At 54.7% G+C, this 13,664-nt stretch carries 15 protein-coding genes; 7 read left to right on the forward strand and 8 right to left on the reverse strand.

The window, feature by feature from the left end; translation table 11 throughout:
• Positions 1 to 17: 17 nt before the first annotated feature.
• The gene (locus tag AB8B75_RS02545) at positions 18 to 1,280 is read left to right on the forward strand and encodes an FAD-dependent monooxygenase (protein ID WP_405359588.1); all 1,263 of its coding nucleotides are present in this window, start codon (positions 18 to 20) and stop codon (positions 1,278 to 1,280) included.
• Here AB8B75_RS02545 and AB8B75_RS02550 read toward each other — a convergent pair.
• The 5 genes from AB8B75_RS02550 to AB8B75_RS02570 form a co-directional block, all read right to left on the reverse strand.
• Positions 1,277 to 1,462, reverse strand: a complete 186-nt coding sequence (locus tag AB8B75_RS02550) for a Trm112 family protein (RefSeq protein ID WP_405359589.1) — start codon at positions 1,460 to 1,462, stop codon at positions 1,277 to 1,279. The genes AB8B75_RS02545 and AB8B75_RS02550 overlap by 4 nt on opposite strands.
• Positions 1,459 to 2,103, reverse strand: a complete 645-nt coding sequence (locus AB8B75_RS02555) for an LON peptidase substrate-binding domain-containing protein (protein WP_405359591.1) — start codon at positions 2,101 to 2,103, stop codon at positions 1,459 to 1,461. Before AB8B75_RS02555 ends, AB8B75_RS02550 begins: the two co-directional genes overlap by 4 nt.
• Before the next feature lie 27 nt (positions 2,104 to 2,130).
• Positions 2,131 to 3,048, reverse strand: coding sequence for a thioredoxin (trxA, locus tag AB8B75_RS02560; RefSeq protein ID WP_405359592.1), 918 nt, complete (start codon positions 3,046 to 3,048; stop codon positions 2,131 to 2,133).
• A 53-nt stretch (positions 3,049 to 3,101) separates the two neighbouring features.
• Positions 3,102 to 3,890 (reverse strand): exodeoxyribonuclease III, encoded by a 789-nt coding sequence (locus AB8B75_RS02565; protein WP_405359594.1) that lies wholly within the window; start codon positions 3,888 to 3,890, stop codon positions 3,102 to 3,104.
• A gap of 280 nt (positions 3,891 to 4,170) precedes the next feature.
• Entirely contained in the window at positions 4,171 to 4,857 is a 687-nt protein-coding gene (locus AB8B75_RS02570) for a response regulator transcription factor (RefSeq protein ID WP_405359595.1), read from the reverse strand.
• Positions 4,858 to 5,018: 161 nt separating this feature from the next.
• Here AB8B75_RS02570 and ribA point away from each other — a divergent pair, with 161 nt between their 5' ends.
• Positions 5,019 to 6,107 (forward strand): GTP cyclohydrolase II, encoded by a 1,089-nt coding sequence (gene ribA / locus AB8B75_RS02575; RefSeq protein WP_405359596.1) that lies wholly within the window; start codon positions 5,019 to 5,021, stop codon positions 6,105 to 6,107.
• Entirely contained in the window at positions 6,104 to 6,601 is a 498-nt protein-coding gene (locus AB8B75_RS02580; protein ID WP_405359597.1) for a L,D-transpeptidase, read from the forward strand. Before ribA ends, AB8B75_RS02580 begins: the two co-directional genes overlap by 4 nt.
• A 21-nt stretch (positions 6,602 to 6,622) precedes the next feature.
• Here the strand turns inward: AB8B75_RS02580 and AB8B75_RS02585 are convergent, their stop codons facing one another.
• Together AB8B75_RS02585 and AB8B75_RS02590 are read right to left on the reverse strand one after the other, a co-directional pair.
• Entirely contained in the window at positions 6,623 to 7,276 is a 654-nt protein-coding gene (locus AB8B75_RS02585; protein ID WP_405359598.1) for a YggS family pyridoxal phosphate-dependent enzyme, read from the reverse strand.
• A 104-nt stretch (positions 7,277 to 7,380) separates the two neighbouring features.
• Positions 7,381 to 8,340 (reverse strand): porin, encoded by a 960-nt coding sequence (locus AB8B75_RS02590; RefSeq protein WP_405359599.1) that lies wholly within the window; start codon positions 8,338 to 8,340, stop codon positions 7,381 to 7,383.
• Positions 8,341 to 8,625: 285 nt separating this feature from the next.
• Here AB8B75_RS02590 and AB8B75_RS02595 point away from each other — a divergent pair, with 285 nt between their 5' ends.
• From AB8B75_RS02595 to holA, 4 genes are all read left to right on the forward strand, one after another.
• The gene (locus AB8B75_RS02595) at positions 8,626 to 9,132 is read left to right on the forward strand and encodes a DUF3576 domain-containing protein (RefSeq protein WP_405359601.1); all 507 of its coding nucleotides are present in this window, start codon (positions 8,626 to 8,628) and stop codon (positions 9,130 to 9,132) included.
• 88 nt (positions 9,133 to 9,220) lie between these two features.
• Positions 9,221 to 11,767, forward strand: coding sequence for a leucine--tRNA ligase (leuS, locus tag AB8B75_RS02600; RefSeq protein WP_405359602.1), 2,547 nt, complete (start codon positions 9,221 to 9,223; stop codon positions 11,765 to 11,767).
• On the forward strand, positions 11,754 to 12,233 hold the full coding sequence (lptE, locus tag AB8B75_RS02605) for an LPS assembly lipoprotein LptE (protein WP_405359603.1): 480 nt from the start codon (positions 11,754 to 11,756) through the stop codon (positions 12,231 to 12,233). Before leuS ends, lptE begins: the two co-directional genes overlap by 14 nt.
• On the forward strand, positions 12,230 to 13,231 hold the full coding sequence (holA, locus tag AB8B75_RS02610) for a DNA polymerase III subunit delta (RefSeq protein ID WP_405359605.1): 1,002 nt from the start codon (positions 12,230 to 12,232) through the stop codon (positions 13,229 to 13,231). Before lptE ends, holA begins: the two co-directional genes overlap by 4 nt.
• Positions 13,232 to 13,233: 2 nt before the next feature.
• On the opposite strand, the gene AB8B75_RS02615 is transcribed toward holA, so the two are convergent.
• On the reverse strand, positions 13,234 to 13,662 hold the full coding sequence (locus tag AB8B75_RS02615) for a GFA family protein (protein WP_405359607.1): 429 nt from the start codon (positions 13,660 to 13,662) through the stop codon (positions 13,234 to 13,236).
• Positions 13,663 to 13,664: the final 2 nt, after the last annotated feature.

Raw genomic sequence — 13,664 nt, forward strand, 5'->3', positions numbered from 1 at the left:
TAGCGACGCAAGCGCGCATGGACAATCCCCCGCCGCGGGCCCTATTGAGACTTATGGAGTTTGATTGCGATATTATTGTCGTGGGCGGCGGGCTGAACGGCCCTGCCTTGGCATTGTCCCTTGCCAACGCCGGGCAATCCGTCACGATCATTGATGCGCTACCACTGAAGACCCGAAAAAAGCCCACTTTTGACGGGCGGTCCTATGCTCTGGCGCTCACATCTGCACGATTGTTCCAAGCGCTTGGGATTTGGGAGACAATCGAAGATCACGCCCAGCCCATGCTCGACATCAAGGTCAGTGACGGGCGGGTTGGCGAAGGGCCCTCGCCGTTTTTCATGCACTTTGACCATGCCGAGATCGAAGAAGGGCCCATGGGCTATATGGTTGAAGACCGCCATCTGAGACCCGCTCTGCTCACCGCCGTAAAAAAATCCAAAACCATCCGTCAGATCAATGGAGATCAGGTCATTGCGCAAGACGCGGACGCGTCTGGAATTGTGGCGCATCTAGCTTCTGGCAAGTCACTGCGCGCCCGATTGCTTATCGGATGCGACGGACGCGACTCCGGCACGGCAAAGCGCGCCGGAATTTCCCGTATAGGTTGGGGGTACGATCAAACGGCGCTTGTCTGCGCTGTGGACCACGCATTGCCACATAATGGCGTGGCACATCAGTTTTTCATGCCAGCAGGCCCTCTCGCGATTTTACCGCTCACAGGCAACCGATCCTCGATTGTCTGGAGCGAAACGACGCAAAATGCACTTCGTATCAATAAAATGCAGGAGGCAGACTACCTGAATGTCCTGCGCCCTCGATTTGGCAGCTTTCTTGGGGAAATTTCGCTCGCCGGGGCTCGTTTCACCTACCCCTTGTCGCTATCGATTGCCACAGAATTGGTCGCCAGGCGTGTCGCCCTCGTGGGGGATGCAGCACATGGCGTTCACCCCATTGCCGGGCAGGGCCTTAATGCAGGCATCCGCGATGTTGCTGCTTTGGCAGATGTGATTGTAGACGCCTCGCGACGTGGGGAAGACATCGGTGGGTCGGTGGTGTTGGCGCGTTACCAGCAGTGGCGGCGCTTTGACAACACGTCACTGGCTTTGGCCACGGATACATTCAACCGTCTGTTTTCAAATGATAGTTCTATTCTGCGCGGGGCACGCGATATTGGCATGGGTCTGGTGACCAGACTGCCCGGACTGCGCCGCAGGTTCATCCGCGAAGCCGCCGGTTTGACAGGTGATTTGCCCCGCTTGCTAAAAGGCGAAACGCTTTAATCGAGAGTGCGGGCTTCATCAATGAGCAAAATAGGAATGCCATTGCGGATCGGATAAGCAAGGTTAGCCGTTAGAGAAACGAGCTCCTGATGTTCTGCGTCGTATTTCAACGTGGCATGGCTGCGCGGGCAAATGAGCGCCTCCAACATGTGCCGGTCAAAAGTAACTTCGGTTTCGCTCACTGGATCATTTCACCGTCGTTGCCGCCTCTGAGCTGGTATTCGATCAGCGTAACCAGTGTTTCGCGCCGCGTCGAAAGCGAAGGTGCTTCGAGCAAGGCCTGTTTGTCTTCTGGGTCAAACTCCAACATCATCGACAATGAATTGATCAGCAGTTCATCGTCCGCCTCTTTCAACGTATCCCAGTCCGCCGAGAGTTGTTTGGAGTCGAAATAGCGCTCCAAAAGCTTGATAAACCCCGTGCGCACGAAAGCCGTGTCCCTCTCTTCGGATCCAAGGTCGCGATCAAAACCTTCCCACTTCACATCGCAACGTCTGTAAGGTGTGAAGCCCTGAACTTCTTGAACGACGCGAAAACGAGAGACACCACCAAGCGTAATGAGGTAGCGACCGTCTTCGGTTTCAGAGAACTGCATGATGCGCCCCGCGCACCCAATGGATTGCAAGCCGTTCCCGCCCCTTCCCGGGACTTCATTTGGTTGAAGCATCCCGATCAGACGGGTTGGTGTTTTAAGTGCATCTTCAAGCATCTGAAGGTAACGGGGTTCAAAAATATGCAACGGCAATCGAGACCGAGGCAATAGCAGTGCGCCTGGCAACGGGAAAATCGCGATCGTGTCGGGGAGCTCAGTGGCTTTAATCATAAAGAGTGATCTAGCCCTCCCATCGTCTCAGGCAAATATCATTGAGCTCAATTTTCGCCGACCATTCAACATGATTGGATCATTGGGTTTAAGCGCGTCAAAAATTGTAAAGAGCTGTGCCTTTGCAGCACCATCGTTCCACTCTCGATCCAGCCGGAAAAGCTCCAGTAACGCGTCCACCGCACTTTCTATGTCACCATTGGCGTGGATGGCCAGAGCCAGATCAAAACGCCCCTGAAGGTCGTTCGGGTTCTTTTCAACGGCCGCGCGCAACTCGTCAAGCGGGCCAGCGCCCTCGGCTTGCCGCGCCAGTTCCAGTTGCGCATGAGCCGCTTCCAGCTCAGCTGTCTTGGAGATCTCCGCAGGCGCACCATTCAAGATCGCTTCCGCCTGATCCAGCTCGCCCAAAATGATATGTGCCCGCACCATGCCACCATAGGCCCCCGCATGGTTTGGATCTTCCCCGAGAATGGCAGCAAATGTTTGCGCTGCATCGGATGCAGCACCTTCGGCCAGCATCTCCTCGGCAGCCGCAACGGCCTCGTCAAGCGCCTCACCCGGCGCTGCGCCACCATCAAGTTTAACAACCCGATCCACAAATTCCTTGATTTCTGACTGCGGCACAGCCCCTTGAAACCCATCAACCGGTTGCCCTTTGTGAAACGCATAGACAGTGGGGATCGATTGGATTTGCAACTGCCCCGCGATCATCTGGGCTTCGTCGACATTGATCTTGACCATCTTGACGGCGCCTTTGGCCGCGCGGACCGCTTCTTCGAGCTGTGGCCCCAACGTTTTGCAGGGGCCGCACCAGGGCGCCCAGAAATCAACGATTACAGGAGTTGTCTGCGACATCTCTACAACGTCGGCCATAAATGTCGCTTCCGTTGCGTCTTTTATCAGATCATCTGCCGCCGGGGCGGCGCTTAGGTTCAGGTCCATCATCTTATCGTCCTTGCACTCGCGTTACGCATTTATATGGGGGCATTTTGTGTATTTCAAAGGTCAAAACTTGCGAATACCGGCGCGTGATCGCTGGGCTTTTCCCACCCCCGCACGGACCGCAATACACGGCTTGAATGCGCAGATTGCGATATATCTGAACTCGCCCAGATATGATCCAAACGCCGCCCTTTGTCCGCGCCATCCCAGTCTTTGGCACGGTAAGACCACCAACTGTAGAGCCGTCCATCAGGGATGTCTTGCCGCGTTACATCCACCCAACCGCCGGCCGCTTGGGTCTCTGCAAAATGCGCAACTTCAATGGGGGTATGGCTGACGACCTTCAAAAGCTTCTTATGATCCCAAACATCATCTTCGCGGGGCGCGATGTTCAAATCACCCACAAGTATTGATTTTTCTGGCCTATTGTCCCGGAACCAGTCGCGCATTTCGGTCAAATAATCCAATTTTTGACCAAATTTTTCGTTTACTTTTCGGTCCGCGACATCGCCTCCGGCAGGGACGTAAAAGTTATGAATTGTCGCGCCGTTCTCCAACTTTCCGGCAATATGCCGCGCGTGACCAAGCGATGCGAAATCATGCGATCCGGCTTCTTGCATTGGTATTTTGGAAAGAATTGCAACGCCGTTATAGCCCTTCTGCCCACGCGCAACGACATGGTTATAGCCCGCTGCCGCAAACGCCTCTAGCGGCATCTTGTCAACCGGGCTTTTGCATTCCTGCAGACATAGAACATCTGGGCATTCCTGATCCAGCAACTTCAGAACAAGTGCCTCGCGCAAGCGCACGGAATTGATATTCCAGGTGGCGAGTGAAAATGTCATGCAGGCAGCTCCGAATTAAAACTGCGTGCACCCTAGCGCAGGTGTTAATGGTTCGCCACGCGTTTTAGGTCGATCTGGAAACTGTTCTACAAAAGAAGTGCTGGACTGAAGTGCTGTAAGGGCTTGATGAGAAAAAAGGGCCGGGCACAAGGCCCGGCCAAGTCCAACAGGGAGGTGCATGTCATAACCCGGACATGCGCGGGATACTTTGCTGATGGATCAACAAACCCTTTCAGCATCTTTAATATAACGTCAAAATGGTTAACAAAAACCAAACGTTTTACGCCATAAGACGATAACCGCCAGATTCCGTCACCAAAAGTCGCGCATTGGACGGGTCAAGCTCGATTTTCTGGCGTAACCGATAGATATGCGTCTCGAGCGTGTGCGTGGTGACACCAGCATTGTAACCCCAGACCTCGTGCAAGAGAACGTCGCGGGCAACAACACCGTCTGTGGATCTATAGAGGAATTTCAATATGTTGGTCTCTTTCTCAGTCAGACGAACTTTCTTTTCGTCTTCTGTGATAAGTATCTTCATGGACGGCTTAAATGTGTAGTGTCCCAGCTGGAAAACTGCGTCCTCAGATTGTTCATGTTGGCGCAATTGAGCGCGAATACGCGCAAGCAAAACTGGGAACTTAAATGGTTTGCTCACGTAATCGTTTGCACCAGCATCCAAACCCAGAATCGTATCAGCATCACTGTCATGACCGGTCAGCATCAAGATGGGGCTCTTCACACCTTGTTTGCGCATCAACCGGCATAACTCGCGCCCATCGGTATCCGGCAAACCCACGTCGAGGATAACGAGATCATATAGCGCTTCCTTCGCGCGTGCCATGGCTTCCGCGCCATTGCCTGCTTCAAAAACGTCAAAGTCTTCAGTCATGATCAGCTGTTCGCTCAATGCTTCGCGCAAATCTTCATCGTCATCGACCAAAAGTATTTTTCTCAATTGTGCCATCACATCTCTCCGTTACTTGACCAACAGATGTGTCTTTGCATTCCATCTGGCAAGCTTGCGCCCTTTGCTCTCACGCGCTCGTGTTACATTAGCGGGCAATTGTTTCAATTCGGAAGGAATTGCCCTAGATCAAGCCCAGTTTATGCAGGCATTGTAACATCATGAGCATCCGACCAGATATCACAGAACTGTTGGCGCGCGCGCGCGCCGACTTGCGCATGGGGGTTCCCGTCGTAATGGACGGGCCCGCACCAGTTTTGATCGCGGCGATTGAGACTCTGGACGCAAACCGTCTGGAGGCACTCTTGGCAGTACCAGGCGAGGCCGTGCTTGCAATCACCGCGCGCCGAGCCGAAACCCTCAAAGCGCGTGCCTATGATGGCGATTTGGCGCGCATTCTCTTTCCAGCCGACGCCACCTTGGCCTGGGCGCAGGGGGTGGCCGACCCGGCGGGTGACTTAATGACCCCGTTAAAAGGCCCGCTGACCTGCGCGCGCGATGGTGATGTAGCCGCCCATCGTGCGGGGCTTTCATTGTGCAAGACGGCGCGGCTCCTTCCTGCTTGTTTGGTGGTCCCGATATCTGACGCCCACAACATGTCATCGCAGAACGGTTTGACCAGTTTACCGTTGTCTGAAGCGATCCCTCATCTTTCGAGCCGTAGTCCGTTAAGCGAGGTAATCAGCGCGCGTTTACCCCTGGAGGTTTCGGAAGCAGGCCGGCTGCATGTTTTTCGCCCCGAAGATGGCAGTGAAGAGCACTACGCAGTTGAAATTGGCAGGCCCGATCGGGCGAAACCGGTTTTGAGCCGTCTTCATTCTGCCTGTTTCACCGGTGATTTGATGGGATCGTTGAAATGCGACTGCGGTCCGCAACTGCGCGCTGCTTTGAAACAAATGGGCCAAGAAGGCCACGGCATACTACTTTACATGAATCAAGAAGGGCGTGGGATCGGTCTCGCGAACAAGATGCGCGCTTATTCCTTGCAGGATCAGGGTTTTGACACGGTTGAAGCCAATCATCGACTGGGCTTTGAGGACGATGAGCGCGATTTTCGCCTCGGCGCCGATATTCTGAAGGCACTGGGCTTTTCGGCTGTTCGCTTGATGACAAATAACCCAAACAAAGTGGAAATGATGCAGGTCAGCGGGATCAATGTAACAGAGCGAGTCCCGCTTCACGAGGGCGAAAACCGGCATAATCGCGCTTATCTTGCGACCAAAGCTGCAAAATCGGGACATCTTCAGTGACCTCGAACGATCTTGTGCTCAGCCCTTTGGGTCTGCGATTTCAAGGGCAACGCTACCCCTGCACGATCGGCAAAAACGGACTTACAGGGAAAAAACGTGAAGGCGATGGGGCGACACCCATTGGAGCACATCGCATTGTGGGAATGCTTTACCGTCCCGACCGTTTGATGCGCCCGACCGATTGGGCGCTGCCTATCGGACCACGTGACCTGTGGTCTGACGACATGACAGACGCAGATTACAATTTGATGGTGCGTGCGCCCTACAATGCAAGTCACGAGAAGCTTCGGCGTGCGGACCCACTTTATGATCTTGTGCTTCTGACAGACTGGAATTGGCCCTATGCGATCAAAGGGCGTGGTTCTGCCATTTTTATCCACCAATACCGCCGCGCCGGCTTTCCGACAGAGGGTTGTATTGGGCTGTCGCGACCGCATCTGCACAGGATCGCCAAGCGCATCACGCTTCAGACACGGCTGATCGTCACTGGATAGTGAGACCTTGCAATGTGGATCTCAAGTTGCTTCCCTCGCTCCGAAGATCGCAGAACCTACTCGAACATGTGTTGCACCGAGCGCAATGGCCTTTTCAAAATCACCGCTCATACCCATGCTTAGGGCCTTAAGTCCATTTCGCGCCGCCAGCTTGGCAAGCAGAGCGAAGTGAAGAGCAGCTTCTTCCTCGGCGGGTGGGATCGCCATCAACCCTTGAACAGGCAAATCCATTGCAATGCAGTCCTTTACAAAAGCATCTGTGTCTGCGGGCAATATTCCGGACTTTTGCGGTTCCTCGCCGGTATTCACCTGAATGAAAACATCGGGGCAATGCCCCGTTTCTTGCGCCAGACGCGCAAACGTCTTGGCAAGTTTCAAACGATCCAACGAATGAACGGACTGAAACAAATCGAACGCCTGACGCGCTTTGTTGGTCTGCAGCGGACCAATCAAATGCAAATCCACATTGTCATAGTTGACGCGAAAGTCCGGCCACTTCCCGGCGGCTTCTTGCACACGGTTCTCGCCAAAACAACGATGGCCTTGTGACAAAACGGCGTCTACGCGGGCGTTGGGTTGCACCTTTGATACGGCAATCAGCTTTACTGATCCCGACGGTCGGCCAGCCGCACTTTCGGCACGCGTCACACGATCATAAATATCCTGCAAACCCATCTGTTAGCTCCATTCCACAATGACATCACAAGATAATAGATCTGCGAAAAACAAAAAGGGGCAGACCCGAAGGTCCGCCCCAAATTCAGGTTGTGACGTTCAACTTAGAAGTTGAAGCGAACACCCAAGTCAGCAATCGTGTTGCCGGCTGCATTGGAACCAGCCATACCAGCCAAGGATACGCCGCCACCCAGCGAGTGGGTGAAGCCGAGACCGTAGGATGTGTCGTTTCCATCTGCACCACCGTCAGAAACGGATGCTACGATGTTTGTTGCTGCGCCGACTGGGATCGATGCGGATGCACCGATAACGAAGTCGTCGTCGCCTTCAAAGTCGGAGACTAGGAAGGAAACATCTGCGATACCGAGCGAGCCGGACAATGTTGCAACGATCCAGTCGTTTTCGACGTCAGTACCGGCATCTTCGAACTCACCGTAAACGAGGCCAGCTGTCCACGCGCTGAACGTGTAAGATGCACCGATTTCAAACGAGTCACCGAATGCTTCTGTATCTGCAGTGGCGCCCAGGTTATCAGTGTGATCGTCTGTCCAGGAAGCCATGACAGCGAAATCGCCCATTTCATACAGAGCGTTGACGCCGTTAGCGCCAGCACCGGTGCTGGCGAACGCTGGCAAGCCAACACCGCTGTTCGCGTACTGACCTGTTTGACCGATAAGGCCAGGCTCGTAACCGAAGTAGTTCACAACTGTTGCGGCATCTGTAACGCCGGAGATGTTACCAACGCGGATACGCAAGCCACCAGAAGACGCTTGGAAACGTGCGCCGGAGAAGACACCCTGGTTTACAGAGTTGTCAGCGTTGTCGTTTGCTTCAACACGGATACGTGCAGCAAAGCGGATGCCACCGTCTGTCGTTGTCGAAGAGTCGATGTTCAACCGGTACCGGCTTTCCAGACGGGTTTCTTCTTGAGTGCCTCCGCCACGATCTTCTTCGTACAGGATACCAAAACGGCCGTAACCGCTGAAGTTAAAGTTTGCGATGTCAGCGCCTGCTACGCTGGCTGTTCCCACCAGTGCTGTAGTGGCAATGAGAAGTTTTTTCATGAACTTGTCCTCGGTTGCTATTCGTTGTCCAACGGGGGAATCCCTTTTGAACCTGAAGTGTGTTTCGCTCTAATCCGCCCTCCATTGCAAGAACTTGGAGAAGCGCAAGGTGAGAGCCGGGAAAAATGGTGCAGCTTTGCCACACTCGTTTCGACCTTGTCGTGCACATTGACGCGTGATCGACACGTATAGGGTTAACCAAGGGTTTATATGTATGTTCTCGCCCTTGTCCCCACTCCATCAGTTGGATTAACGTGCAGCACAAATTGACCAGCAGGCAGTCACATGACACAAGCATTTTTTCCCAGGGTTATCGGCGTGATCGCCATCGCGGCAGCGCTGGCAGGCTGCGGTTCAGGCTCCGGCACACAAGGCGGCGCACCCCTTGTCGGTTCTACCGATGCGCGCGAAGTGGACAATGACACGAACCGCACCGTCGAAGGCGCTGGCGAAGCAACCATATGGGACGCCTTTCGCGGTCAAAACACCGAGAACATTGTCGCTGTAAACAAATACCTGTGGACAGCGTCTTTGGAAGTGCTGAATTTCCTGCCCGTGCAAACGGTTGATCCCTTCACTGGCGTGATCATTACTGGGTTTGGCACACCGCCTGGCGGTGGCAGATCTTATCGGGCAACAGTTTTGATCAATGATCCTGCGCTGGACGCAAGGTCTCTGAACGTCTCGGTTCAAACCAAAAACGGGCCCGCGAGCGCAGCAACCGTGCGCGCAATAGAAGACGCGATCCTAAGTCGCGCCCGGCAAATCCGAATTGCCGACAACAAACTGTAATCCACGGCCAACCGATTTTTACCGATATCCCTGCCGGGCCTGATGAACGAAACGGCCCTAGGCGCACTTACGTGAGAAGGACGCTGACATGACGCGTTACACCCCCGCAGAAATCGAAGCCCGCTGGCAAGAGGTCTGGAACAGGGACGATGTATTCAAGGCGGTGCGGTCGGCGGACAAACCCAAATACTATGTGCTTGAGATGTTCCCCTATCCATCCGGGCGCATTCATATGGGGCATGTGCGCAACTACACGATGGGCGATGTAATCGCGCGCTACAAGATCGCAACCGGGCACAACGTCCTGCATCCTATGGGCTGGGACGCCTTTGGCATGCCCGCGGAGAACGCCGCCATGGCGATTGGCGGTCACCCCAAGGATTGGACCTACGGCAATATCGCAGACATGCGCGATCAGATGAAACCGCTGGGACTGTCAATTGACTGGTCACGCGAATTTGCCACCTGCGATCCCGAATACTACGGCCAGCAGCAATCCTTGTTTCTTGATTTTCTCGACGCGGGATTGGTTTACAGAAAGAATGCCGTGGTGAATTGGGACCCGGTTGATATGACCGTTCTGGCCAATGAACAGGTGGAACAGGGCCGGGGCTGGCGGTCCGGCGCTCTGGTGGAGCGACGCGAACTGACGCAATGGTTTTTCAAGATCAGCGATCATTCTGAAGAGTTGCTTGATGCTCTGGACACTTTGGAAAACTGGCCCGCCAAAGTTCGCCTGATGCAGGAAAATTGGATTGGCAAGTCGCGCGGGCTGCAATTTGCCTTCTCCACTATCGACGGTCCTGACGGGCATGACCGGATCGAGGTCTATACCACACGTCCGGATACGCTCTTGGGTGCGTCATTCGTTGGCATTTCGCCAGACCATCCGCTGGCAAAATTTCTGGAGCGCGACAATCCAGAAGTTGCCACCTTCTGTGCCGAGTGCCGACAGGGCGGCACGACTGAGGAGGAAATTGAGACTGCAGAAAAGCTGGGCTTCGATACGGGCATCAAGGTGCGACACCCCTTTGATACCGCTCATGCGATTCCCGTTTACATCGCGAATTTCATCCTGATGGACTACGGGACAGGCGCAATTTTCGGGTGCCCGGCGCATGATCAGCGCGATTTCGAATTTGCTACAAAGTACGGCCTGCCGATCATTTCGACATACTTGCCGACCAAAAGTTCCCTCGACGTCCTCAACGAAGCCTTCGTCCCGGCAAAATCGGAAAAAGTATTTTACAATCGGGGATTTGCAGGAGAGCCTCATCAGACCGGGCTCGAAGCCATCGACGCCGCCATCGCGTATTGCGAAAGCAACGGGATTGGTCAGGGCGTCACAAAATTTCGACTGCGCGACTGGGGGCTGTCACGTCAACGCTACTGGGGGTGCCCGATCCCGGTTGTCCATTGCGATGACTGTGGCGTGGTGCCGGAAAAGAAAGAGAACCTGCCCATCGCGTTGCCCTACGACGTAACACTAGATGTCCCTGGCAACCCGCTCGACCGGCACCCGACCTGGCGTGACACATCCTGCCCGGCGTGCGGTAAACCGGCAAAACGCGAAACCGATACAATGGACACCTTTGTTGACAGTTCGTGGTATTTCGCGCGGTTCACTGCGCCGCACGCCAAGACGCCTACTGTGGCCGAGGACGCCGCATACTGGATGAATGTGGATCAGTATATCGGCGGTATCGAACATGCGATCCTGCACCTGCTCTATTCACGCTTCTTTGCGCGCGCTATGCAGATTACAGGACATCTGCCAAAATCAGCGATTGAGCCTTTCGACGCGCTCTTTACCCAAGGCATGGTTACGCATGAGATTTACCAGACGCGTGACGACAAAGGCCGCCCGGTCTATCATTTGCCGGAAGAGGTGAGCGACGGAAAACTCGACGATGGCAGTGTTGTTGAGATCATCCCCTCTGCCAAGATGTCTAACTCGAAGAAAAACGTTGTCGACCCGATCAACATCATCTCCGCTTATGGCGCAGATACCGCACGCTGGTTTGTGCTGAGCGACAGCCCACCTGAGCGCGACGTGGAATGGACGGCCAGCGGGGCGGAAGCGGCGTATAAACACCTTGGTCGTGTCTGGAGCCTATGCGATCGCATCGGGAAGATGGACAAGGATACCCAAGGCTCGGGCGATGCGGATCTTTTGCGTGCGATGCATCTGTGCATCCATGACGTGACCATGGGAATAGAGAGCTTTGGCTTTAATGCCGCCATTGCGAAACTATATGCCTTCACGGCCATCTTGCAAAAATCCAAGGCAGGATATGCGGCGCAACGTGAAGCGGTGATGACACTGGCGCAACTCATGTCGCCAATGACGCCGCACCTCTCCGAGGACATCTGGGCGCATCAAGGTGGCGAAGGTTTGGTCACGACGGCGCCATGGCCCAAGGCGGATGAGAAGATGCTGGTGTCTGATACCGTGACCCTACCTATTCAAGTGAACGGAAAACGACGCACAGAAATCACCATACCCGCCAATATGCCTAAAGAAGAGGTTGAAAAGCTGGCTCTGGCAGATCAGGCTGTGATGCGAACCCTCGACGGCGCCACGCCGAAAAAGGTTATTGTCGTCCCGGGACGGATCGTGAATGTTGTCGTTTAACCGAACAGTCCTAGTCTTGGCCATCATGGCCTTGTCCGCTTGCGGGTTTCAACCTGTATATGCACCAGGCGCAACGGGCGCGAATGTTCAAAACAAAATATCGGTGCAAGCTCCGAACAACCGTAACGCGTTTCTTTTGACCCAACGGCTCGAAGAACGTCTGGGCCGCGCCTCAAATGCCGACTATACGCTACAGTATGCAATCTCGACCTCTCAGGCGAACCTCGCAGTAGATACCGAAGGCAGCGTGACCCGTTTCAATCTGGTGGGATCCGCGCGGTTTTCAATTATTGCAACAAGCACCGGTCAGGTAGCCTTGTCAGACACCGTTACCAATTTCACCGGGTATTCTGCCGCCGGCACAACGGTGGCCACATTTGCGGCAGAAAGGGACGCGCGAAAACGCCTGATGATTCTGCTTGCCGATCAGATTGTGACGCGGGTTCTGTCGACGGATTTGGAATGAAGCTTTCTCCACGCGACGCCAACGCCTATTTTGCAAAGCCGGACGCAAGTAAGATCGGGTTGCTGATCTATGGCGCGGATGCCATGCGCGTAGCTCTCAAACGCCAACAAGTATTGGCCGCTTTGCTTGGCAACGGCGCTGATGAAGAAATGCGTCTCACCAGATTAAGCGGTAGTGAGATTCGTAAGGACCCCGCTCTCTTGATGGACGCGATCAAAGCCATGGGGTTTTTTCCCGGCACCCGCGCCGCTTTTGTCGAGGAAGCGAATGAGACCTGCGCGCAATCGATCATAGCCGCCCTGGAAAATTGGCAACCCGGAGACGCTCAGATTGTTGTGACGGCGGGCGCGTTGAAACCCACATCGAAATTGCGCAAGGCCTTTGAGAGCCATTCGCAAGCCTATGCCGCCGCGATCTATGACAATCCACCAACGCGAGAAGAGATAGAAACCGCTCTGCGAGACGCGGGTCTGAAACAGGTATCCGACGATACGATGGCTGCCCTCAACAATCTGGCGCAGGCCATAGACCCTGGCGATTTCCGGCAAACCGTAGAAAAGCTTGCGCTGTTCAAGCTCGGCGATGACTCTCCGGTGTCGCTCTCAGATATCACCGCCTGCGCGCCGACCTCGACAGAAGCGGATGTCGACGATGTGCTGATGGTCGTGGCCGAGGCGCGCGCCCATGACATTGGCCCGGTGATGCAAAAACTCGTGGCGCAAGGGGCCACACCCGTAGGTCTGTGCATTGGCGCGATGCGGCACTTTCGCGCTCTCCATCGCGCGGCATGTGACACCTCCGGCAGGCCGACGACTTTCGGCCCGAACCGCGACAGGATGCTGGCGCAATCGCGCCGCTGGGGTCCTGCAAAACTTGAAACAGCCATCACACTTCTGACGGACACGGACCTGCAATTGCGATCTGCGGGGCAAAACGCGCCTGGCATGGCACTGGTCGAACGCGCCTTTATACGTCTTGCGATGCTAGGCAGTCGTTGAGGCTATTCCGGCGGAGCGAACATCGCCATGACCTCTTCAGTTGTCATCTGATGGGTCTTCTGCGCGAAACTGTAACCACCCGGTTTTTCGTCGATGAACAACTCACCAGTAAGTGGAACATCTCCAACATCGTTCAGTGTGCCCACGCCAAAGTGGTAGGTGCCTTCATGGGGTCCTGGTGCCGTGACGCGGTAATAGACGCTACTGCCGCAGATCTTGCAAAATGCACGTTCCGCCCAAGGCGAGGAAGGATAAGTGGTGAGGTGTTCGCCGCCATCAACTTTCACGGTCTCCGCCGGCGCCTCGAGGCCAAGAAAAATACCACCGCTCCATTTACGACACATGTTGCAATGACACGCGCCGAACTCTTTTGGATCATCGGCTAAAGTATAGGTGACAGCACCGCAAAGACAGCTTCCTGATTTTGACATGA

The organism is Roseobacter sp. (genome assembly GCF_045106495.1).
In the GTDB taxonomy this organism is placed as follows: Bacteria; Pseudomonadota; Alphaproteobacteria; order Rhodobacterales; family Rhodobacteraceae; genus Roseobacter.